The following is a 23,952-nucleotide window of genomic DNA, read 5'->3' as shown; positions in this document are numbered from 1 at the left end:
TCTTTCCTTTTTTCTTTATAAAAGTCCCGGAGGGGGATATTGGTTTAGGAGGAAACATGCGAAGAAGCGAGCAGAGAGAACATATTTTTAAACTGCTGTTCATGACACAGTTTAATTCAGAAGATGAAATGTCAGATCAGGTGTCCATGTATTTTGAGACACTTGGAGAGCTGGAAGAGAAGGACCAGGAGGCAATGCAGGAGAAGTATCAGAAGATCCTGGAGAAGCTTGACGAGATCGACCAGATCCTCAACGACTACAGCCGTGGATGGAAGACAAGCCGTATGAGCAGAGTTGACCTGACAGCACTCCGTCTGGCAGTATATGAGATGAAATTTGATGAGGACGTTCCGGTTGGCGTTGCGATCAACGAGGCAGTAGAACTTGCCAAGATGTTTGGTGGAGACGATTCCGGTTCTTTCGTAAACGGGATCCTCGGCAAGATCGCCAGCGGTAAGAAGGACTCCGGTGAGGCACCGAAGAGACGCCGTCCGACCCATCAGGCCAAGATCATCATCCGTTCATCCAAGAAAGATGCACCGAAATCCGAAACAAAGGCAGAGCCAGAAGAAAACTCTGATAATTAATTAAATGAAAACAGTTTATTCCGTAGGACAGGTCAACCGTTACGTCAAGAACATGTTCATACAGGACTATGTTTTAAGAAAAGTATACGTCAAGGGTGAAGTATCCAACTGCAAATATCATACCAGCGGACATATTTATTTTTCGCTCAAGGATGAGACAGGGGTGCTTTCCTGTGTCATGTTTGCGGGACAGAGACGCGGACTTGCTTTCCGTATGAAGGACGGAGACCGTGTTGTAGTCGGCGGCGCCGTGGATGTGTATGAGAGAGACGGCCGTTATCAGATGTATGCGAAGGAAATCACTCTGGAGGGCGCCGGCGCACTTTATGAGAGATTCCTTGCACTGAAGGCAGAACTGGAGGAAATGGGAATGTTTGCACCGGAGTATAAGCAGCCGATCCCGCGGTTTATCCGCAGACTGGGAGTGGTGACTGCGCCTACCGGCGCGGCTGTGCAGGATATCCGGAATATTTCCCTGCGGAGAAATCCGTACCTGCAGATCATCCTTTATCCGGCACTGGTACAGGGCGATGGAGCAGCAGACAGCATCGTGAAAGGCATCCGTATGCTTGACGAGGCCGGCGTAGATACGATCATCGTAGGACGTGGCGGCGGTTCGATCGAGGATTTGTGGGCGTTCAATGAGGAGAAGGTTGCCAGAGCAATCTTTGAGTGCCGTACACCGATCATATCAGCAGTTGGACATGAAGTGGATTTTACGATCGCTGACTTTGTGGCAGATCTCCGTGCGCCGACACCGTCAGCAGCAGCAGAGCTTGCAGTGGATGATATGGCGCAGGTGATGTATACGCTTTCCAGTTATCAGGAGCGTTTCCAGCGTGACATGAGGGAGGAAATCGAGTTTCAGAGAGTACGGCTTGGGCAGTATCAGATGCGGCTTAAATATTTAAGCCCGGAAAGCCGTCTCAGAGAACGGCGGCAGACCCTTGTGGATTTTGAGGATACACTGCGAAGGGCGATGGATAATAAACTCCAGCAGTACCGTCATCGTCTGGGAATCTATCTGGAACGCTACCAGGGACTGTCACCACTTGCGAAGCTGAATCAGGGATATTCTTTTGTTGCAGATACTGATGGCAGAGGGATCACTTCTGTTTCACAGGTCAAGCCCGGGGACAGAGTCGAAATTTCTGTGACAGACGGTGTGATCCAGGCGGAAGTTTCGGACAGCAGGAGGGAAACATGGCAGAAATAACAGAATCAAAGACAATAGAAGAGGTCTTTCAGGAACTGGATACTCTTGCTGCGAAGCTGGAGGACAGTGAAACGTCCCTGGAGGATTCTTTTCGTTTTTATAAAGAAGGAATGGAGCTGCTCAAATACTGCAGCGGCAGGCTGGACACAGTAGAGAAGAAGATGCTCCAGATGGACGAGGATGGAACATTACGAGAATTTTAAAGAAGAATTGCAGATAAGAACAGCACATGCAGAGGAAATCATCCGCAGATATCTGCCGGAGGAAGCCGGATTTGCCAGGACAATGGCAGAGGCGATGAATTACAGCATGTGTGCCGGCGGCAAGCGCCTGAGACCGATCCTTCTTCTGGAAACATTCCGGATGTTTGGCGAGGATGAGCGTGTTGCAGAGCCTTTTATGGCAGGGATTGAGATGATCCATACACATTCCCTGATCCACGATGATCTCCCGGCGATCGACAATGATGATTACAGGAGAGGACGCCTGACTACCCACAAAGTTTACGGAGAAGCAATGGGAGTCTTAAGCGGTGTCAGCCTGCTCAATTATGCATATGAGACAATGCTCGGTGCATTTGATCTGACTTCCGATAAGGACAGAGTGATCCGTGCACTGAAGATCATGTCAGATAAGACAGGGCTTTATGGAATGCTCGGAGGACAGAGCGTGGATGTCGAGAATGACGGCAAGGAGATATCCAGAGAGATGCTGGATTATATCTACGAGCACAAGACTTCTGCGCTGATCGAGGCTTCCATGATGGCAGGTGCCATCCTTGGCGGAGCGGATGAAGAACAGACAGCACAGATTGAGAAGGCAGCTTCTGCTATCGGACTGGCATTCCAGATCCAGGATGACATTCTGGATGTGACAAGCACCAGCCAGGAGCTTGGCAAACCGGTCCACAGCGACGAGAAAAATAATAAAGTCACGTATGTGACACTGTTTGGTGTGGAGAAGGCATCTGAACAGGTTCAGAAACTTTCAGAGCAGGCAGAGACTGTTCTGGAAGGGTTAAGCAGCAAAAATAAATTTCTGACGGCACTTGTTATGGAGATGGCAAGCCGCAGAAAATGAAAGAGGGATACAAAGGATGTTGGAAAAGATCAATAAGCCAAATGATATACACAAAATAGCTTTAGCAGATTTTCCACAGCTTGCAGAGGAGATCCGTCAGTTCCTGATCGAATCTGTAAGCCAGACAGGAGGTCATCTGGCATCCAATCTGGGGGCAGTGGAACTGACACTGGCACTCCATAATGTACTGGAACTTCCGCAGGATAAGATCGTCTGGGATGTAGGCCATCAGGCATATACCCACAAGATCCTTACCGGAAGGAAAGAGGGTTTTAAGAAACTTCGCAAGGAAGGCGGCATGAGTGGTTTTCCCAAGCGAAGCGAGAGTGACTGTGATGCATTTGATGCAGGACACAGTTCGAACTCTATCTCAGCAGGTCTGGGATATGTGCGGGCAAGGGATCTTCTGGGACAGAATTACCGTGTGGTCTCAGTGATCGGAGATGGTGCGCTTACCGGCGGAATGGCATATGAGGCACTAAATAATGCCGCGGAACTTAAGACAAATTTCATTATTGTCCTGAATGACAACAATATGTCCATTTCCAAGAACGTAGGCGGGATATCTTCCTACTTAAGTGCACTCCGGACAGCGGAATCCTACACGGGAATGAAGATCAATGTGACCAAAAATCTCAAGAAGATACCACGTGTCGGAACTGCACTGGTAGATACGATGCGCAAGACCAAGAGCAGCATCAAGCAGCTCATCATCCCGGGAATGCTTTTTGAAAACATGGGGATCACATATCTGGGACCGGTGGACGGACACGATATGCGCCAGATGATGCGCCTTTTTAATGAGGCGAAGAGAGTTGAGGGACCAGTGATCGTTCATGTCCTGACAGAGAAGGGCAGAGGATACGAACCGGCACGGAAGCATCCGGATCAGTTCCATGGAACAGGACCGTTTGACATCAAAACAGGGAAAGCATTATCGCAGAAAAAAGGACCGACCTATACGGATGTTTTTGCGGATGCGATGGTGAATCTCGGTGAAGAACATGACAGACTGGTCGGCATCACTGCAGCCATGAAAGAAGGAACCGGACTTGTCAGATTTGAGAAGAAATATCCTGACAGACTGTTTGATGTGGGAATCGCAGAGGAGCATGCTGTTTCTTTTGCAGCAGGACTGGCACTTGGCGGGATGATTCCGGTTGTGGCGATCTATTCTTCCTTCCTGCAGAGAGCAGTGGATCAGATGATGCATGATGTCTGTATGCAGAATCTTCATGTGATCTTTGCCATTGACCGCGCGGGTCTTGTCGGTGCGGACGGAGAGACACATCAGGGATGTTTCGACCTTTCTTATCTCACGATGATGCCAAACATGACCGTGATGGCACCAAAGAATGCATGGGAACTCAGGAAAATGCTGGAGTTTGCAGTCTGCGCCAGTGGACCGGTTGCGATCCGCTACCCGAGAGGCGGCGCATATCTGGGGCTTGAAGAATTCGAAAGCCCGATCCAGTATGGCAGAAGTGAAGTCCTGTACAGAGGCGAAGATCTGGCAGTCATTTCCGTAGGAAGCATGACTGAGATCTGTGAACAGGTCTGTCGTGAACTTAAGGAGCGTGGCAGAAGGCCGACGTTTGTCAATGCAAGATTTGTCAAACCACTGGATACTGCGCTTCTGGATGAACTTTCCAGAGATCACAAATTAATCGTAACAGTAGAAGAAAATGTCAAAAACGGCGGATTCGGCGAACATGTGGCAGCCTATATGGAAGCCTGTCATCCGGAAGTACGTGTTCTTCCGATCGCGATCTGGAACCGTTTTGTAGAGCATGGAGAAGTCGGAAGCCTGCGGGCAAAGATCGGTCTGTCAGCACCGGACATTCTCGATGCAATAGAGGAATATGAGGAGCAACAATGAAAAAAAGACTGGATCTTTTGATGGTTGAGCGTGCACTTGCACCTTCCAGAGAAAAAGCAAAAGCATATATCATGTCCGGAGATGTATATGTAAACGGACAGAAAGAAGACAAAGCAGGAACCATGTTCCAGGAAACAGTAAAGATCGAAGTGCGTGGAAACACACTTCCATATGTAAGCCGCGGCGGTCTGAAACTCGAGAAAGCCATGAACAATTTCGGCGTTTCCCTGGAAGGCAAGGTCAGCATGGACGTAGGGGCTTCCACGGGTGGTTTTACCGACTGCATGCTTCAGAACGGGGCAGTCAAGGTATATTCTATCGATGTAGGCTATGGTCAGCTTGACTGGGGTCTGCGCAACGACCCGAGAGTTGTCTGCATGGAAAAAACAAACATCCGTTATGTGGTTCCGGAGGATATTCAGGAAGCACCGCAGTTTTCTTCCATTGATGTTTCCTTTATTTCTCTGACCAAGGTCCTGCTTCCGGTAAGAAATCTTCTGACAGAGGATGGAGAGATCGTCTGTCTGATTAAACCGCAGTTCGAAGCCGGCAGGGAAAAGGTCGGCAAGAAGGGCGTAGTCCGTGATCCGGCAGTCCATCTCGAGGTCATTGAGAAAGTCATGGCTTATGCGATGTCGATCGCGCTGGAGCCGCAGCATCTTTCTTTCTCTCCGATCAAGGGACCAGAGGGAAATATCGAATATCTGCTTCATCTCAGGAAAAGACCGGAAGGCACGATCTGCGAATCCGCACTGGAAGTATCACCGGAGGCGGTGGTGCAGGAAGCGCACGGTCAGCTCGACTGATGACCGGGGAAGGCAGAATTGAGGGATGGATAAATTTTATATCATTACCAACAGTGACAAGGACAAAGACCTTGAATTCACAGGCCAGATCGTAGAATATCTGAAGGCAAATGGCAGGAAGTGCATGGTACAGCAGGCGGAGCGCAAGCAGGAAGGTGCGTATCATTACACCAATCCTGCACTGATACCGGAGGACACAGAATGTATCCTTGTTCTCGGCGGTGACGGTACACTTCTTCAGGCGGCGAGAGATGTTGTACACAGAGAGATCCCGATGCTTGGTGTCAACCTTGGAACACTGGGATTTCTTGCAGAAGTGGACAAACAGTCTGTTTACAGTGCACTTGACAAGTTGATGGAGGACGATTACGAGATCGAGGAGAGAATGATGCTTACGGGAACTGTCTGGAGAGATGGTAAGATCATAGGCAGGGATGTGGCTCTCAATGACATCGTGATCGGCAGGGACGGACATCTTCGAGTTGTCCGCTTCAAGAACTATGTCAATGATGTGTACCTGAATTCCTATAATGCAGATGGTATCATCATTTCGACACCGACAGGGTCGACAGGATACAGCCTTTCCTGTGGAGGCCCTATCGTGGCACCGAATGGTTCCATGACACTGATGACTCCGATCGCGCCACATACGCTGAATACAAGAAGTATTATCTTTCCGGCGGAAGATGTGATCACGGTGGAGATCGGTGAGGGCAGACGACAGGTTCAGGAATACGGTGTGGCTTCTTTTGATGGAGATACAGTGATCCCGATGGTAACGGGAGACAGGATTGTGATAGAGAAAGCAGCTGTAAGCACAAAAATACTCAAGTTAAATCATTTAAGTTTTGTTGAAGTACTTCGCCAGAAAATGCGCGACAGTTAAGTGTAATGGAGGTTGGATGTGAAGGTAGCAAGACATGAAAAAATAATAGAACTGATCCGTCAGTACGATATAGACACACAGGAGGAACTGGCAGCACGGCTCAATGAAGCCGGGTTCAAAGTAACTCAGGCTACCGTTTCCAGAGATATCCGTGCACTCAAGATGACAAAGGTCGCAGGAAAAGACGGGAAATCGCATTATGCGATCCTCTCAGGTTCTTCCGCGGAACTGGGCGACAAATATACAAGAGTGCTCCACGATGCACTCACATCGATTGACGTAGGTCAGAATATGATCGTGATCCGGACGGTTCCGGGCATGGCGATGGGGGTGGCGGCAGCACTGGATGCACTGAAATGGAAAGAGATCCTGGGCAGCATCGCAGGGGATGACACTGTGATGTGCGTGGCTCGGGATGGAGAACAGGCACAGACTGCGGCAAGGAAACTGAAAGGAATCTTGAAATTATGTTAGTACATCTTCATGTGAAGAATCTCGCACTGATTGAAGATATTGAAGTAGAATTTGGTCCGGGGCTGAATATCCTCACCGGTGAGACAGGTGCAGGTAAGTCGATCCTTCTTGGTTCGATGCAGCTGATCCTGGGCGGCAGAAGCACCCGGGATATGATCCGGGCAGGAGCATCCTATGCACTTGTAGAATTACTGTTCCAGGTGGAGAATCCGCGTGCAGAGGAAGCTCTTGGGGAACTTGGAGTAGAACTGGAGGACGGACAGATCCTTCTGACACGTAAACTGATGGACGGCAGGAGCATCAACAAGATCAACGGCGAAACCTGCACGGTAAGCCAGATGAAGGCGGCAGCTTCCTGCCTTCTTGATATCCACGGACAGCATGAGCACCAGTCTCTTCTGTACCAGGACAAGCAGCTTGAGATCCTGGATGCATACGGCAAGGACGAGATCTATCCTGCAAGGGACAAAGTCCAGGAGGCATACAGAGCATACCGCAAATGCATGCAGGAACTTAAGAAACTCGATACAGATGAGGAACAGAGAAACAGGGAGAGAGCTTTCCTGGAATTTGAGATCAACGAGATCGAGACAGCACAGCTTCGCCCGGGAGAGGACGAAGAGCTGGAAACTCTTTACCGTAAATTAAACAATGGCAAGAAGATCCTCGAGACACTCCAGAGTGTCCGTGACCTGACCGGATATGATTCCGCACAGGGGGCAGGGGACTCTGTTGGAATGGCAGTGAGAGAACTGACCAGAGTGACAGAATTCGACAGCCAGCTGGAATCCATGTCAGGGACTCTTCAGGAAGTGGACAGCCTTCTGAATGATTTCAACAGAGAGCTTTCTTCCTATGTGGAGGATCTGAATTTTGATGATGAGACTTTTTTTGAGACAGAGAAGCGTCTGGATCTTATTAATAATCTCAAGGCAAAATACGGTCAGAGCATAGAAGAGATCCAGAAATATGGTGAACGCCAGAAGCAGAAACTGTCAGATCTTGACAGATATGAGGAACTTTTCCAGGAAGCCAGAGAAAATCTTTTGAAATCCCAGAAAAAACTTGAAGAAGTTTCGTATGCACTTTCAGAGATCAGGCAAAAATACAGTAAGACACTTACCGACAAGATCATCGAAGGTCTCAAAGATCTCAATTTCCTGGACGTGCAGTTCAGGATTGATTTTAAACGCAAAGAAGAATATACAGCAGGCGGATTTGACGACATTGAATACGAAATTTCGACAAACCCGGGAGAGTCTGTGAAACCGCTTGGAAGAATCGTATCCGGTGGTGAGCTTTCCAGGATCATGCTGGCGATCAAGGCGATCCTTGCAGACAGAGACCAGATCGAGACACTGATCTTTGACGAGATCGACACTGGTATCAGCGGAAGGACAGCACAGAAGGTTTCAGAGAAGATGTCTGTCATAGGAAGACATCATCAGGTACTCTGCATCACACATCTGCCACAGATCGCTGCGATGGCGGACACGCATTTTGAGATAGAGAAGCACCAGAGGGGTACGGAGACGATCACGGAGATCCATCCGCTTGAAGGTGAGGATTCCATCCAGGAACTCGCGAGACTTCTCGGCGGTGCAGAGATCACACAGGCTGTGTACCAGAATGCAAAAGAAATGAAAGAATTGGCACAGGTACATAAAAATACAAGACTCAAATAAAACGAATTACAGCATAATAAGAGAGGAAGATCCGAAAGAGATCTCTTCTCTTTTTTATTGCTTTTTGATGCAGAAATAATCACAAAAGAAAGGATGTGACAGAGTGAATACAAAAAAACGGTACAGAAAGCTGATCCTCTGGTGTCTGGGGCTTGATCTCATTGCAATGCTGTGCCTTGGGTATCGTTATCTGGACCGGAGGATTCCGGATGAACTCCATGTCGAAGAAGACCAGGAAAGTCAGGTTCAAAAGGTTCTGGAGCATCCGCTTCTGACCTTTGAGGATTCAGTCTCCGTTTCCGGCGAGGGCAGTTATACGCTGAAATGCAGCATTCTCGGAGTGATTCCGTTCAAAGAGATCAAGGTCACACCGTCCGTCAGCCCATCGGTTTATGTTAGCGGAAGCACCGCGGGCATTTACATGGAAACAGACGGCGTACTTATCATTGATACCGGCGAGATCCTGTCTGAAGAAGGTACGACAGAAGAACCGGCGAAAGACGTTGTAAAACCAGGAGACTATATCGTAGCTTTTGACTCACAGACCATCCGTTCCAAAAAAGATCTGATCGAGGATATCAGGAATCTCAATGGAGAAAGTGTAGAACTGGAGGTGCTTCGAAATGACAGGATCATTCCGCTCTCACTTACTCCGGTAAAAGATATGCAGGGCTCTTATAAACTTGGAATCTGGGTCAGAGATAATACACAGGGTATAGGGACGATCACTTTTGTTGATGAAAACGGCAGTTATGGTGCACTGGGACATGGGATCAGCGATGTGGATACAGGAGATCTCCTCAAGATAGAAAAAGGCGCTCTGTACCAGGCAGAGATCCTTGGGATCCAGAAGGGAAGCAACGGAAGCCCGGGGGAGCTTGCCGGACTGATCCGCTATGATCCTGACAGGGTGATCGGGACGATACAAAAGAATACGGAGAATGGCATTTATGGTGAATTTACCGGCTTGGCGGACAAGATCGCAATGACAAAGATGACGGTTGCCTACAAACAGGAACTGGAAACAGGACCGGCCAAGATCCTATGCTGTGTGGATGGAAGTGTGTCCGCATACGATGCGGAGATCGTGAAGATCGACCTCAACCACGAGGATACAAACAAGAGTTTTGTGATCCGTGTGATTGATCCGGATCTGCTTGAAAAAACAGGAGGGATCGTACAGGGAATGAGTGGAAGCCCGGTGATCCAGAACGGGAAATTTGCCGGGGCAGTCACTCACGTATTTGTACAGGATTCTACAAGCGGCTATGGAATATTTGCGGAGACTATGCTGGAGAATGAAGAAAACGTGCAGGAACGAGCCGCATAAAAAGTCACAGAGAATGCCGCCGAAAAATCAAAATAAAGGATTTCTGGTGATCATAAAAGTCGAAACAGGTAGATTTAAAGTGAACGAAAGTTCAGTGTTTCTCCCTGTTTCGGCTTGATTTCGCAGGGAAGTTTACTCTATAATATTTCCTGTCAGCACATAAAATATTTGATAAGTGGAAGTAAGGTTAGGAGGAAACGGGCCTCATGGAAAAGTTAAATGTAGCAATCGCAGACGATAACGAAAAAATGGTAGAAATACTTGGTCGTATGATCGAAGAAGACAAAGACCTCACCCTGGTAGGTAAAGCACACAACGGAGAAGAAATCTGTAATATCATAAAAGAAAGAGAACCGGATGTTGTCGTTCTTGACATCATCATGCCGAAGATGGACGGGCTTACTGTCATGGAAAACTGTCAGCACGATCATATGCTCAAGAAAACGCCGGCGTTTATCGTCGTATCAGCGGTTGGACAGGAACGGATCACAGAGGACGCTTTCAGCCTTGGCGCAGAATATTATATGCTGAAGCCTTTTGACAATCAGGTCCTTCTGAACCGCATTAAGAACCTGAGACGAAGAAGCGACCGCAGGATCCGCGAAAATGTCCGTCCGAGTGTTGTGAGAGAAGAACCGGGCGCATACGGAACAAGAAACCTGGAGACAGATGTCACAAATATTATCCATGAGATCGGTGTTCCGGCACATATCAAAGGTTATCAGTACTTAAGAGATGCGATCATCCTGGCAGTAAATGACATCGAAATGCTCAATTCGATCACCAAAGTCCTCTATCCGACGATCGCCAAGAAACACCAGACAACGCCAAGCCGTGTCGAACGTGCGATCCGCCATGCGATCGAGGTGGCGTGGAGCCGCGGCAAGATGGATACGATAGATGCTCTGTTTGGCTATACAGTAAGTACGGGCAAGGGTAAACCGACAAATTCTGAGTTCATTGCCCTGATTGCGGACAAAATTCGTCTGGAATATAAAAATCGCTCTTTCCAATAAGTACTTTTTAGGGTATAATAAACAAAAAAGCCGTTTCAGGACTGAGATATCTGTACAGCTTTTATAGAAATGGAAGCAAGGAGGGCAATCACAGATGAAAAATATTTTATTTGCAACATCAGAGGCAGTGCCGTTTATAAAGACAGGAGGACTTGCCGATGTAGCAGGAGCACTTCCGAAATGCTTTGACAAGCGTTACTTTGATGTGCGAGTTATTCTGCCGAAATACGCCTGCATGAAGCAGGAATGGAAAGACAAAATGGAATATATCACCCATTTTTATATGGATCTGGGATATAAGAACTGTTATGTAGGAATCATGCATATGGAGTATGATGGAATCCAGTTCTACTTCATTGACAATGAATACTACTTCAGTGGACCGAAACCATACGACAGCGCACCTTGGGATCTGGAGAAATTTGCATTCTTCTCCAAAGCAGTCCTCTCTGTGCTTCCGGTCATCAACTTCCGTCCGGATGTGATCCACTGTCATGACTGGCAGACAGGTCTTGTACCGGTTTATCTGCATGACTCTTTCCAGCAGAATGAATTCTTCTGGGGCATCAAGACTGTTATGACGATCCATAACCTCAAATTCCAGGGTGTATGGGATGTTAAGACCGTTCGGGGAATCACAGGACTTTCCGATTACTATTTTGCACCGGACAAGCTGGAGGCTTACAAGGATGCAAACTTCTTAAAGGGCGGTATCGTCTTTGCAGATGCAGTAACAACAGTAAGTAACACTTATGCAGAGGAGATCAAGACACCATTCTATGGAGAGCGTCTGGATGGACTTCTCTGTGCGAGATCTCATGATCTCCGTGGTATCGTTAATGGAATTGATTACGATGTATTCAATCCGGAGACAGATGCCTGTATCACCCAGAAATACAACGCAAAGAACTTCCGCAAAGAAAAAGTCAAAAACAAGATCCAGCTCCAGCGTGATCTCGGACTCAATGAGGATCCGAATGCAATGCTCATTGGTATCGTTTCCCGTCTGACAGACCAGAAGGGCTTTGACCTGATCGCTTATGTAATGGATGAACTCTGTCAGGATGCAGTACAGATTGTTGTTCTTGGAACAGGTGAAGAGCGTTATGAGAATATGTTCCGTCATTTCGACTGGAAATATCACGGCAAGGTATCAGCACAGATCTATTATGATGAGCCGTTGTCCCATCGTATCTATGCGGCTTCCGATGCATTCCTTATGCCGTCACTGTTCGAGCCATGCGGTCTCAGCCAGCTCATGAGCCTTCGCTATGGAACACTTCCGATCGTTCGTGAGACAGGTGGACTTAAGGATACTGTAGAGCCGTACAACGAGTTCGAAGGAACAGGAACAGGATTCAGCTTCACAAACTACAATGCACATGAGATGCTTGCAACTGTACGTAATGCAGAGCGTGTCTTCTACGACAACAAACGCGAGTGGAACAAGATGGTCGACCGTGCGATGGCAGCAGACTTCTCATGGAATCATTCAGCAAAACAGTATGAAGAAATGTACAACTGGCTGATCGGAGACAAATAAATCGTATCTGAACAAACAGGATTTTTCGGGGGATACCAGATAAAACGGTATCCCCTTTTTCTTTCCGGAATCGAAAAAACAGAGATTTTGGCGAAAAGTTTTCCTTGACATCGGAGGGGATTTATAATAGCATATAAGAAGAAAAACGAACATAGGTTTGTGAAACATAAGTTCGCATGAACCATATTTTCATAATCAGATTCTATTTTGAATAATCTTTTGTCTACCTATGCATGAGGTAGTGAGTTGAAATTTAGAAAAAAGGAGATCCACAGGTATGATAAACGAAGAGAAACAGAAGGCACTGGAGGCGGCACTTGGACATATCGAGAAGCAGTATGGCAAGGGCTCGGTAATGAAACTGGGAGATTCCAGTGCACATATGCAGGTAGAAGCGATTCCGACAGGATCTCTTGGATTGGATATCGCACTCGGTGTAGGCGGCGTTCCGAAGGGACGTATCGTCGAGATCTACGGACCGGAATCCAGTGGTAAGACAACCGTTGCACTTCACATGGTTGCAGAGGTTCAGAAGCGCGGCGGGATCGCAGGATTCATTGATGCAGAGCATGCACTTGATCCGGTCTATGCCAAGAATATCGGTGTAGATATTGATAACCTTTATATTTCCCAGCCGGATAACGGTGAGCAGGCACTTGAGATCACAGAGACCATGGTACGTTCCGGAGCCGTGGACATCGTGATCGTTGACTCTGTTGCAGCCCTTGTTCCGAAGGCTGAGATCGAGGGAGACATGGGAGACAGCCATGTAGGTCTTCATGCACGACTGATGTCGCAGGCACTCAGGAAGCTCACAGCTGCGATCAGCAGATCCAACTGCGTGGTCATCTTTATCAACCAGCTTCGTGAGAAGGTCGGTGTTATGTTTGGTAACCCGGAGACCACCACAGGTGGACGTGCTCTTAAGTTCTATGCATCTGTCCGTATGGATGTCAGAAGGACTGAGACTCTCAAGCAGGGCGGTGAGATGGTCGGCAACCATACCAAGGTCAAGGTAGTCAAGAACAAGGTTGCACCGCCATTCAAGCAGGCAGAATTTGATATCATGTTTGGTACAGGTATCTCCAGAGAGGGTGAGATCCTGGATCTTGCAGCAGAGTGCAACGTAGTCAATAAGAGCGGCGCATGGTACTCTTACAACGGTGAGCGGATCGGTCAGGGACGTGAGAATGTCAAGATCTATCTTAAGGATCATCCGGAGATCTGCGATGAGATCGAGAAGCAGGTAAGGATCCAGTACCACCTGCTCCCGGAGGAAGAGAATGCCGCTAAGGAAGCAGACAAGGCAGCAGCATCGGCTGAGACTGAGGAAGAATAAGCAGTACCATGACAGACTATTATCAGGAACAGCAGCAGGCACGCAGGAAGGCCCTCCGTCTTCTGGAACATATGGACAGGACGGAGCGGGGACTTACAGACCGTCTCCGCCAGGCTGGTTTTTCGGAGGAAGCAGCAGAGGATGCCGTCTCCTATGTGAGAGAGTTTGGCTATATTAATGATGAGAGGTATGCATTCAATTACATCATGTACCGGATACATGACAAGAGCCGCCAGAAGATTTTTCAGGAGCTCCAGCAGAAGGGGGTGGACAGACAGACGATCCAGTCTGCCTGGGAGGAAGCAGAGGAACTTGAAGCCCCTGACGAACACGCACTTCTTCTGAGCCAGATCGAGAAGAAATATCCGCCGGATACAGAAATTGATGAACGGCAGATGCGCCGTCTTCTGGGATACTTTGCAAGGAGAGGATTCAGGCAGGGTGAGATCACCTCTGCACTGGAAGAACTGCACATTACATTATGTAAAAATATTCAAACAAATGGATAGAAAAACTTGACATAATTCCTAAAAACCGCTAAACTTGTATTGTTGTATTTGGTTACTGTTCACAGCATGGGCGGTACCTGTATTTGTACAATGAAAACTAAATAAGGAGGTGCTCCTGTGGCAAGCACAATTATTGTTGCAATTGTCGCTGTAGTGGTCGCACTGCTTATTGCGGTTCCTGTTACTTGCAAGGTTGCTGTTAACAATAAAACTCAGAAGGACGCTGAAATTGTTGGCACAGCAGAAGACAGAGCAAGAAGCATCATAGATGAAGCTTTAAAAGCTGCTGAAACAAAAAAGCGAGAAGCATTATTGGAAGTAAAGGAAGAATCTCTCAGAACGAAAAACGAACTGGAGAAGGAAACCAAGGAACGTAGAAACGAACTGCAAAAATACGAAAGGCGTGTATTATCAAAGGAGGAATCCGTTGATAAGAAAGCTGATGTAGTTGAGAAGCGTGAGGCTGAGTGCACAGCAAAGATTGCTGAGTTACAAAAACGAGAAAAGAAAGTAGAAGAACTTGAACAAAAAGGAGTACAGGAACTGGAAAGAATTTCCGGTCTGACCTCCGACCAGGCAAAAGACGAGTTGCTCAGAAGTGTAGAAGATGATGTCAAGGTAGACGTAGCCAGACTCTACAAGGAATTAGAACACAAGGCAAAAGACGAAGCAGACAAAAAGGCTAAGGAATACGTGGTCAATGCCATTCAGAAATGTGCAGTAGATCATGTGGCTGAAACCACAATTTCAGTAGTACAGCTTCCAAGTGATGAAATGAAGGGAAGAATCATCGGACGTGAGGGACGTAACATCCGTACCCTTGAAACACTGACCGGTGTAGATCTCATCATTGACGATACTCCGGAAGCAGTTGTTTTATCTGCCTTTGATCCGATCCGCCGTGAGATCGCCAGAGTTGCTCTGGAGAAACTGATCGTTGATGGACGTATCCATCCGGCAAGAATCGAAGAGATGGTAGAGAAAGCACAGAGAGAAGTAGAAGCACAGATCCGTGAGGATGGTGAGAACGCAGCAATGGATGTTGGCGTTCATGGTATCCATCCGGAACTTCTCAAACTCCTTGGACGCATGAAATTCCGTTCAAGCTATGGACAGAATGCACTGAAGCATTCTATCGAAGTAGCACAGCTTTCCGGAATTCTTGCAGGAGAGATCGGTGTAGACGTACGTATGGCGAAGCGTGCCGGACTGCTTCATGATATTGGTAAATCTATTGACCATGAAGTTGAGGGCTCTCATATCCAGATTGGTGTGGATCTTTGTAAGAAATACAAAGAATCTCCGATTGTTATCAATACAGTTGCATCACATCATGGAGATGTTGAACCGGAATCTCTTATTGCATGTATCGTTCAGGCTGCCGATGCAATTTCAGCAGCAAGACCGGGCGCAAGAAGAGAGACACTTGAGACCTACACAAACCGTTTGAAACAGTTGGAAGATATCACCAACGAATTCAAGGGTGTAGACAAGTCCTTTGCTATACAGGCGGGCAGAGAAATCCGTGTTATGGTAGTACCGGAACACGTGACAGACGCAGATATGGTTCTGCTGGCAAGAGACATTGCCAAACAGATTGAAGCTGAACTGGAATATCCGGGACAGATTAAGGTAAATGTCATCCGAGAGAGCAGAGCTGTAGATTACGCGAAGTAATCAATTCTGGATTATAGAAATACTTACAAAGAGTGTGATACATAAAGTGTCGCACTCTTTTTTGCTTTATAGGAAAGTTCTCCTTTGGAGAACGCTTGATATAAAAGTAGCCCGCACAGAGGCGGGCATAGCAAATAAACGATAAGTTTTTAGAAGATATAAAAACCTTCAGCACCGGGAAAATCTTCATCAAACACATCGTCTTCGTTTAAAAAGTAATCCATATCAAGCAAATCATCCTCACCCATGTGACGGATGTCATCAGCGGTCATGCCTTCTGGTGGATTTTTTATATATTTATTTCTGATTTCATCTGAATGTTTTGACATAGTTTTGTACCTCCGATCTTTAAATTATTCTATCACAGACGGAGAAACATGAACAGTGGTCAGGCAGATGAGTGTGCATGAAATCTGTGCATTGTCCTTTCGTACATTTCATTCAGAGAAATATGCTGATGATTATAATAAAGGTCAAGAAAAGTCATGGTCTCACCGCAGCATGGACATTTAAGAGGATCATATCCGAAGGAATGTAAAATACAGTCGCGCCAGCGGTTGAAGGAAAGAAATATCTTTCGTTTTTCTTTTGCAATGGCAAGATTTAGTTTGGAATCATTTTTATGATTTCCAGCATATAGACCATAGTATCGGATCTGCTTGAAATGTTTTTCAGGGATGTGTTGGATCAACCGCTGAATGAATTGCATAACAGGAACAGATTCGGTAATAAGCCGGTTGTCTTCGTGCCGGTTATAGTGAAAGGTGACAGTTTCACCATCGTAATGATCTATACGTGAGGTTGCGATGACTGGACGACCAAGATAACGGCCAATGTATTTGGTGACGATTTTAGGGTTGCATTTGTTTGGTTTGGCATAGACATAGAAGCCATGTTTGTGTTCCTGGTAACAACGCGCTTTCACTTTCTTGAAGGAAACACCAAGTTCCTTTTCCATAAGATCAAGAAGTGCGGTACGAAATGCATTACGAAGAAAGGTATAGTTGAAATGCTTTTTGGAGCGCCAGAGACCGGAGTTGCCAATACCACCTTCAGAGACAAGACAATGGATGTGAGGATTCCATTTTAAGTCACGACCAAAAGTGTGGAGAACAAGAATAAATCCGGGAGTAAAACATTCAGACTTATTATCTTTATAGAAAGCCCGGAAAATAACACTTTGAACAGCATCAAAAAGAAGACCGAGGAGTTTTCGGTTTTCTAAAAAGAAATGTCTGAGTTCAGAATCAATGGTGAAAACACAGTGCCGGTGTTGTGCATTGATTATCTTAAAAGACATAGAGGTAGTGCGGTCAATGGAGTACTTGGTTCCACAGATAGGACAGAAACGACTATGGCATCGGAAAGGAACGAATTTGAAAGTACCACATTTAGAACAACCATACATTGCACCACCAAAAGAAGGATCACCGCAATTAATCATGCGGTCAACATTTTCGATGACGGATTTGCGTGGATGTAAAATATAAAGCATTTCTTCATAATGGTCTTTGAAAATATCCTGTAATACATTACTCATGAGACTATTATGAATGATTATTAATAAAAAAGAAACCCCTTACCCCTCATGAGTGAGGGGCAGGGGAGTTGAAGTGTCGAAGACACTTTTTTATGTTCTAATTCCTGTCTGGGATCCGTAGACTGGTACAGGGTGAAGCTATGAAAAAAATTCCGAACTGGCACAGGAATACAGGATGCCCGGTGCAGATCCTGTTTATGGCAGGCTTCCTTATTGGGATGATCCTGCCGGATATCGCGTGGAAGATGGAATGGCATCAGAAGACGATCTCTGCAATGTACCTTCTCAGGAGTTTTGCAGCAGGAAGTGAAGCAGGAGTGGAGTACTTTCTGCAAGTGCTGGGGATGAGAGGAAGTGTTTATCTCCTCGGGGCAGCCTGTGGAATCTCTGTTTTTGGAGTACCGTTTGCTGTCGCAGGCAGTATGTATCTTGGAATTAAAATAGGGCTTCTGCTTACCATGTCTGTTCTGCAGTTTGGATTTCAGGGAGGGATGGTCGGTGTGGGACTTTTGTTTCCACAGTATCTGTTGTATATTCCGTGTATTTTTTATCTTTACAGGCAGAGTTATGAACAGTCGATGAGGATCTGGAAGAACAGGGGAATGCTTACCGGGGGCGTCTCCAGGTACTTTTTACGTGTTTTTCTGTGCGGTATCCTGTATCTGGGAGGGATGATAACAGAAGCATACTGCAATCCATTTATCCTGGAATGGCTGGTAAAAAAAGTGTTATAAAAAATTAATATTTTCAAAAATACAATATATAGTATGGTTTACCATAATCGGAACGATATTTTGTATAAACCGTCAAAAACATTGATTTTACGTTAAATTTCGCGAAAAAATGGTTTGATTTTATGTAAAATAGCAAGTATAATCATGGTACATCAGATATATAACAAGAATCGACAGGATTATCCTCCTGTTGGACAGACATGGTACAGGGTTAGGCAGGAAATAAAAGAAATGGAAAGAACACTCGCGGAATTTATTGCGTATTTACATACGACAAAGAATAGATCAAATAATACAGAAATTTCATATCAGAGGGATTTAAAGAAACTGATCCGTTATCTGGACGGACAGAATATTCATGATTTCGCAGAAGTGACAAGTCTGGATCTCAAGGGCTACTTAAGCGAACTTAAGGCTGAGAATCTGGCATCTTCCACGATTTCCAGGAATATTGCGTCCATCCGTGCACTTTTTCAGTATCTTTTCAAGGAAGGCAGGGTTACAGCAGATCCGTCCGAAGAACTGAAACCGCCCAAGGTAGAGAAGAAGATGCCGGAGATCTTATCCGTTCAGGAAGTGGACCGTCTCCTGAAGCAGCCAAATATCAATACAGCGAAGGGACTTCGCGACAGTGCGATGCTGGAACTCCTCTATGCGACAGGCATGCGTGTAAGTGAACTGATCCATCTGCAGATGTCCGATCTGAATCTGCAGTTTGGGTATGTTATCTGTCATGATACGGATAAGGAGAGGATCATCCCGATCGGAAACGTCAGCAAGAGAGCACTTGCAGAATATATGGAGCACGGCCGGGATTATTTCGTCAAGAACAAGAATGAGAAATCCCTGTTCACCAACTGTTCCGGCAGATCCATGAGCCGTCAGGGATTCTGGAAAGTCCTCAAGGGATATGCAGAGGCGGCAGGCATTTACCGTGATATCACGCCGCATACACTCCGGCATTCCTTTGCAGTACATATGCTTCAGAATGGAGCAGACATCAAGAGCGTGCAGGAAATGCTCGGTCATTCCGATATTTCATCCACGCAGATCTATCTTGGGATGAATGTGGCAAAAATGCGCGATGTCTATATGAAGGCACATCCGAGACACTGAAATTAAAATAGACAACAAAGCAATGAAATAAGAACCCCGCAGTACAGAATATCACGGTTCTGTACTGCGGGGTTTTTGCATCATAAATTACTATTTCAAAAGTTACTGCTTCTGATCAGAACAATAACAATACTTAGCAAAGTTCAGCAATCGTATAAAGCAGTTTTTCAGACTCATCCCATCCAAGACACGGGTCAGTGATGGATTTTCCATAAATATGGTCGCCGCCGATCTTCTGGTTGCCTGGCTCGATATAGCTCTCGATCATCAGACCCTTGACAAGTTTATGAAGTTCCGGATCAACATTGCGGCTGTGCAGAACTTCCTTGGCGATACGAACCTGCTGGTCGTACTGCTTGTTGGAGTTGGAGTGGTTGGTATCCACGATCACTGCCGGGTTCTTGAGATCTTTTTCCTGATATTTTTCAAGAAGAAGACGAAGATCCTCATAATGATAGTTTGGCATTGCCTCACCATGTTTATTGACCGCACCACGCAGAATTGTATGTGCGAGAGGATTTCCATCTGTCTCCACCTCCCAGCTTCGGTAGATGAAACGATGAGAAGCCTGAGCTGCAACAACAGAATTTATCATAACACTGAAATCACCGCTGGTAGGATTTTTCATTCCGGCAGGGATATCCATACCGCTGACAGTCAGACGATGCTGCTGATCCTCAACAGAACGTGCACCTACTGCAACGTAGGAAAGGATGTCGGAGAGATAACGGTAGTTCTCCGGATAGAGCATCTCATCTGCGCAGGTAAATCCACTTTCCTGGATTGCATGAATATGCATTTTGCGGATAGCAACCAGTCCTGCGAGCATGTCAGGAGCTTTCTCCGGGTCCGGCTGATGGACCATACCCTTGTATCCCTCACCGGTAGTACGCGGTTTATTGGTGTAAACCCGTGGAATGATCAGAACTTTGTCTTCGATCTTTTCCTGAACCTTGCGGAGACGCAGAAGATAGTCACAGACAGCATCTTCATTGTCAGCAGAGCATGGACCGATGATTGCGAGAAATTTATCTGATTTGCCTGTAAAGACATCACGGATCTCCTGATCACGTTTTTCTTTTAATGCCTGTATTTCAGCATCAATGGGATACTGATTGCGGATTTCAGCAGGTGTAGGTAATTTCTTAATAAAATTGAATCCCATGTTTTCCTCCCTTTTGCGTTTTAACGCAACGCTTTTGTATACAACTAACGTAACTGTTCAGTACCCTCACAGTTACGAGTCAAAATGCATTCCAAATCACCTTCGGTGATGGCATTTTGCCTTGCATGTCTCGGGATTTTGGCAAAAAACATGCCAAAACGCCTCGCGGGATACTACCTACTGAACAGTTGTCAATTAACTATTATAAACGATTCAAAACTTCTTGTCGATAGGTAATGCAATGGAATTATGCATAAGTGCATAAATATGAAGGCTGCTGGAAAGAATCTCGCTGAAAAGGATTCCATATAGATAACCGCGGATTCCGGCAAGCGGAATCGCGAATACTACAAAAAGGATCCGGACAAGGATCCCCAGAGCACTGTGTACAAGACTTCGTCCTGTCTGACCAAGCCCATGTAGGATACTCGTAAGCGTTGTGTTCAGATAAAGAAACGGGCAGACGAAAGAAAGCGTCTGTATGTAAGTCCCGGCAGTCGGACTGTGAAACAATACTGTCCCCATAAACGGACCGATGCAGTAAAAACCAAACGCGCACAGAAATCCAAGCAAAAGGCTTGCACGGATCGTCTGCCAGGTAACATACCGGATACGTTTCCGATATCCAAGCGCCTGCATCTCTGCAACAGAAGGCATGAGCATCATGGAAGCAGAGTTTGTGATCGTAGCCGGAAAAAGAATGCACGGAAGCGCCAGTCCTGTAAAAATCCCGTAGATACTGAGTGATTCCGAAACGGAAAGCCCATACATCCGAAGTCGCTGCGGGATCAGAACGACCTCGATACCGGCGAGTACAGAAAGCAGCAGGCGGTTCAGCGTCACAGGGAAAGCAGTCCGGCAGATTTCCGTCAGACAGGCAAAAGGCAGTTCAATGTGAAAAATTTTATGCGCATATTTCTGAAAATGCAGAGAGATCATAAGCAGAGCCAGAACAGCTACAACGAGTTCCGAGACCAGTGTGCCGCCAGCAGCAATCACGGCAGTCACAGGCGTACCTTCAGAAATACAGACAAGATACAGAAGATACGAAGAACCGACGCGTACGATCTGCTCAATAAGCTGTAATCCGGAAGGAAATTCCGTTTTTTTACGGGCAAAATAATAACTGTTGGTGCAGGAATGGAGCGTGGCAAAGGGAATACTGAAAGAAAGGATCCGAACAAGTTCCTCCGTGCGTGCTTCCTTTAAGATCTGCACAGCAAAAAAATCTGCCCGCAGATAAAGCAGGGCAGAGGCTGCACAGGAAAGTGCAAAGGCAAAAAAAGTCCCCAGACAGAAAAAGTCCCGGGCTTTTTTGTCCTCACCTGTTGCGAGATGAGCGGCGACCAGCCGTGAAAGGGCGGTCTGTATTCCAGAGGCAGTGACGGCAAGCAGAAGTGTCTGAAGCGGAATGGCAAGCTGGAACAGGCCGATCCCCTCTGCACCAATCGCATGAGACAGGAATATCCTATAAAAAAAGCCGATCACGCGGCTCAAAAGACCGGCGCATGTGAGAAGAAAAGTCCCCTTAAAAAAAGCTTTTTTTGACATAGAAAGCACCTGGTGCTTTTTTGTCAGTATATGCACGAAATCTCCTTGACAGAACAAATGTATTCTGTTAAAGTAAGTCTTGAAATAAATCCGACGAAAACACTAGGAATTAAAGAGGTGAGTGGATGAAACTGTCAACAAGAGCAAGATACGGTCTTAAAGCACTGATCGACCTGGGTCTGCATTGTGAAACAGAAGCCGTCTCCATTCAGAGCATTGCAGGCCGACAGAATATTTCAGACAGTTATCTGGAACAGCTCATGGCGAAGCTCAAGAAAGCAGGTCTGGTAGAGAGCACCAGAGGTGCGGGCGGCGGTTATCGTCTGGGTCGACCGGCAGAGGAGATTTCCGTGGGAGATGTCCTGAGGGTTCTAGAAGGAAGCCTGGAAGCGGCACAGTGTTCCGGGATGGAAGATGAGAGTACCTGTGAGAACCATGATATCTGCGTCACGAAATATGTGTGGAAACGAATCAACGACAGTATCACACAGGCGGTAGACACCATGATGCTGGATCAGTTGATCGAGGAAAGCCGGAAAAAACAAAAAGAAAAAATGTAAAATTCATTTTTATTTTTAAGCAGGAGGAAAAAAACATGAGTAAATTAATCTATCTGGACAACGCAGCTACAACAAAGACTGCTCCGGAAGTTGTTGAGGCAATGCTGCCATATTTTACAGAATACTACGGAAACCCGTCAAGCATCTATGATTTTGCACAGAAAAGCAAAGAAGCAGTGAACAAAGGAAGACAGCAGATCGCAGATGTTCTGAACGCAAAGAAAGAAGAAATCTACTTCACAGCAGGCGGAAGCGAGGCTGACAACTGGGCACTCAAAGCTACTTTTGAAGCATACAAATCCAAAGGAAACCACATCATCACAACCAAGATCGAGCATCATGCGATCCTTCATACATGTGAATACCTCGAAAAAAGAGGCGCAAAGATCACATACCTCGATGTAGATGAGAACGGTATCGTCCGCCTTGATGAACTGGAGAAAGCGATCACACCAGAGACCATCCTGATCTCCGTTATGTTTGCAAACAACGAGATCGGTTCCATCCAGCCGATCAAAGAAATCGGACGTATCGCCAAAGAACACGGCATCCTGTTCCACACAGATGCAGTTCAGGCATTCTGTCAGGTTCCGATCGATGTAGATGAATGCAACATCGATATGTTAAGCTCCAGCGGACACAAGATCAATGGACCGAAGGGAATCGGTTTCCTCTACATCCGTAAGGGCGTTAAGATCAGATCCTTCGTACATGGCGGCGCACAGGAGCGTAAACGTCGTGCAGGTACAGAAAATGTTCCTGGAATCGTAGGATACGGCGCAGCAGCAGAGCGTGCAATGAAAAACATGAAAGAGCGTACAGAGAAGGAGATCGAACTGAGAGATTATTTGATTAACCGTCTTACAACAGAGATCCCATACTCCAGACTGAACGGTGACAGAGTGAAACGTCTTCCGAACAACGTAAACGTAAGCTTCCAGTTCATCGAGGGAGAATCCATGCTTCTGATGCTCGACCAGAACGGCATCTGTGCATCAAGCGGATCTGCCTGCACATCAGGTTCCCTGGATCCGTCCCATGTACTTCTTGCTATCGGCGTGCCTCATGAAGTTGCTCATGGTTCTCTGAGACTTACCTTAAGTGAAGAGACAACTAAGGAAGACATTGACTTCACAGTAGACAAACTGAAAGAAATCGTGCCATATCTGAGAAGCATGTCTCCTCTGTATGAAGATTTCATGAAAAAACATCAGCAGTAATAATAAGACAATAATCGGATAAAAGACGAAAACAGGAGG

Annotated in this window: 22 protein-coding genes and 1 pseudogene; 19 read left to right on the top strand and 4 right to left on the bottom strand. The window is 46.4% G+C overall.

The window, feature by feature from the left end; all coding sequences use genetic code 11:
- Window positions 1-56 precede the first annotated feature (56 nt).
- The 15 genes from nusB to rny all read left to right on the top strand — a co-directional run bounded on the left by nusB (window position 57) and on the right by rny (window position 16,027).
- Window positions 57-587 (top strand): transcription antitermination factor NusB, encoded by a 531-nt coding sequence (gene nusB / locus DWX28_RS04220; RefSeq protein ID WP_118251939.1) that lies wholly within the window; start codon window positions 57-59, stop codon window positions 585-587.
- A gap of 4 nt (window positions 588-591) precedes the next feature.
- A complete protein-coding gene (gene xseA, locus DWX28_RS04215) occupies window positions 592-1,803 on the top strand; it encodes an exodeoxyribonuclease VII large subunit (RefSeq protein WP_022214955.1) in 1,212 nt (403 codons plus the stop codon).
- A complete protein-coding gene (xseB, locus tag DWX28_RS04210; RefSeq protein ID WP_022214956.1) occupies window positions 1,791-2,006 on the top strand; it encodes an exodeoxyribonuclease VII small subunit in 216 nt (71 codons plus the stop codon). The genes xseA and xseB overlap by 13 nt, the downstream gene beginning before the upstream one ends.
- Complete coding sequence (locus tag DWX28_RS04205; RefSeq protein WP_118251938.1) at window positions 1,984-2,883, top strand: polyprenyl synthetase family protein; 900 nt, start codon at window positions 1,984-1,986, stop codon at window positions 2,881-2,883. Before xseB ends, DWX28_RS04205 begins: the two co-directional genes overlap by 23 nt.
- A 16-nt stretch (window positions 2,884-2,899) precedes the next feature.
- Window positions 2,900-4,762 carry a 1-deoxy-D-xylulose-5-phosphate synthase gene (gene dxs, locus DWX28_RS04200; protein WP_022214958.1) on the top strand — a complete coding sequence of 621 codons (1,863 nt, stop codon included), beginning with the start codon at window positions 2,900-2,902 and terminating at the stop codon, window positions 4,760-4,762.
- Window positions 4,759-5,568: a TlyA family RNA methyltransferase gene (locus DWX28_RS04195; RefSeq protein ID WP_022214959.1), complete on the top strand. Its 810-nt coding sequence runs from the start codon at window positions 4,759-4,761 to the stop codon at window positions 5,566-5,568. The genes dxs and DWX28_RS04195 overlap by 4 nt, the downstream gene beginning before the upstream one ends.
- 25 nt (window positions 5,569-5,593) lie before the next feature.
- Window positions 5,594-6,454, top strand: a complete 861-nt coding sequence (locus DWX28_RS04190; protein ID WP_022214960.1) for an NAD(+)/NADH kinase — start codon at window positions 5,594-5,596, stop codon at window positions 6,452-6,454.
- Between the two features lie 18 nt (window positions 6,455-6,472).
- A complete protein-coding gene (gene argR / locus DWX28_RS04185; RefSeq protein WP_022214961.1) occupies window positions 6,473-6,928 on the top strand; it encodes an arginine repressor in 456 nt (151 codons plus the stop codon).
- A complete protein-coding gene (gene recN / locus DWX28_RS04180; RefSeq protein ID WP_118251937.1) occupies window positions 6,922-8,613 on the top strand; it encodes a DNA repair protein RecN in 1,692 nt (563 codons plus the stop codon). Before argR ends, recN begins: the two co-directional genes overlap by 7 nt.
- Window positions 8,614-8,716: 103 nt before the next feature.
- Window positions 8,717-9,943, top strand: coding sequence for a SpoIVB peptidase (spoIVB, locus tag DWX28_RS04175; protein ID WP_022214963.1), 1,227 nt, complete (start codon window positions 8,717-8,719; stop codon window positions 9,941-9,943).
- Between the two features lie 206 nt (window positions 9,944-10,149).
- A complete protein-coding gene (gene spo0A, locus DWX28_RS04170; RefSeq protein ID WP_022214964.1) occupies window positions 10,150-10,959 on the top strand; it encodes a sporulation transcription factor Spo0A in 810 nt (269 codons plus the stop codon).
- Between the two features lie 94 nt (window positions 10,960-11,053).
- Complete coding sequence (gene glgA, locus DWX28_RS04165; RefSeq protein WP_022214965.1) at window positions 11,054-12,502, top strand: glycogen synthase GlgA; 1,449 nt, start codon at window positions 11,054-11,056, stop codon at window positions 12,500-12,502.
- 277 nt (window positions 12,503-12,779) lie between these two features.
- A complete protein-coding gene (gene recA / locus DWX28_RS04160; RefSeq protein WP_022214966.1) occupies window positions 12,780-13,841 on the top strand; it encodes a recombinase RecA in 1,062 nt (353 codons plus the stop codon).
- 8 nt (window positions 13,842-13,849) lie between these two features.
- On the top strand, window positions 13,850-14,350 hold the full coding sequence (locus DWX28_RS04155) for a regulatory protein RecX (RefSeq protein WP_022214967.1): 501 nt from the start codon (window positions 13,850-13,852) through the stop codon (window positions 14,348-14,350).
- Window positions 14,351-14,467: 117 nt separating this feature from the next.
- The gene (rny, locus tag DWX28_RS04150; RefSeq protein WP_022214968.1) at window positions 14,468-16,027 is read left to right on the top strand and encodes a ribonuclease Y; all 1,560 of its coding nucleotides are present in this window, start codon (window positions 14,468-14,470) and stop codon (window positions 16,025-16,027) included.
- A 149-nt stretch (window positions 16,028-16,176) separates the two neighbouring features.
- Here the strand turns inward: rny and DWX28_RS04145 are convergent, their stop codons facing one another.
- A complete protein-coding gene (locus tag DWX28_RS04145; RefSeq protein ID WP_109216979.1) occupies window positions 16,177-16,356 on the bottom strand; it encodes a hypothetical protein in 180 nt (59 codons plus the stop codon).
- Window positions 16,357-16,415: 59 nt separating this feature from the next.
- Window positions 16,416-17,567, bottom strand: coding sequence for an IS91 family transposase (locus DWX28_RS04140; protein ID WP_109216978.1), 1,152 nt, complete (start codon window positions 17,565-17,567; stop codon window positions 16,416-16,418).
- Between the two features lie 140 nt (window positions 17,568-17,707).
- On the opposite strand from DWX28_RS04140, the gene DWX28_RS04135 reads away from it, so the two are divergent.
- Together DWX28_RS04135 and xerD are read left to right on the top strand one after the other, a co-directional pair.
- The gene (locus DWX28_RS04135) at window positions 17,708-18,301 is read left to right on the top strand and encodes a stage II sporulation protein M (protein ID WP_022214969.1); all 594 of its coding nucleotides are present in this window, start codon (window positions 17,708-17,710) and stop codon (window positions 18,299-18,301) included.
- Window positions 18,302-18,532: 231 nt separating this feature from the next.
- Complete coding sequence (gene xerD / locus DWX28_RS04130; protein ID WP_118251975.1) at window positions 18,533-19,417, top strand: site-specific tyrosine recombinase XerD; 885 nt, start codon at window positions 18,533-18,535, stop codon at window positions 19,415-19,417.
- A 133-nt stretch (window positions 19,418-19,550) separates the two neighbouring features.
- Here the strand turns inward: xerD and DWX28_RS04125 are convergent.
- A pseudogene (locus DWX28_RS04125) lies at window positions 19,551-20,591 on the bottom strand (3-deoxy-7-phosphoheptulonate synthase); the annotation flags it as partial.
- A gap of 204 nt (window positions 20,592-20,795) precedes the next feature.
- A complete protein-coding gene (locus DWX28_RS04120) occupies window positions 20,796-22,133 on the bottom strand; it encodes a polysaccharide biosynthesis protein (protein ID WP_118251974.1) in 1,338 nt (445 codons plus the stop codon).
- A 125-nt stretch (window positions 22,134-22,258) separates the two neighbouring features.
- Between DWX28_RS04120 and DWX28_RS04115 the strand changes: the two genes are divergently transcribed.
- Together DWX28_RS04115 and nifS are read left to right on the top strand one after the other, a co-directional pair.
- Entirely contained in the window at window positions 22,259-22,693 is a 435-nt protein-coding gene (locus DWX28_RS04115) for an RrF2 family transcriptional regulator (protein ID WP_118251935.1), read from the top strand.
- Window positions 22,694-22,728: 35 nt separating this feature from the next.
- Window positions 22,729-23,913, top strand: coding sequence for a cysteine desulfurase NifS (gene nifS / locus DWX28_RS04110; protein WP_118251934.1), 1,185 nt, complete (start codon window positions 22,729-22,731; stop codon window positions 23,911-23,913).
- Window positions 23,914-23,952 lie beyond the last annotated feature (39 nt).

It is taken from the genome of Blautia sp. AF19-10LB, assembly GCF_003461245.1.
Lineage (GTDB): Bacteria > Bacillota > Clostridia > Lachnospirales > Lachnospiraceae > Blautia_A > Blautia_A intestinihominis.
This window is presented reverse-complemented; position numbering and strand designations above follow the sequence as displayed.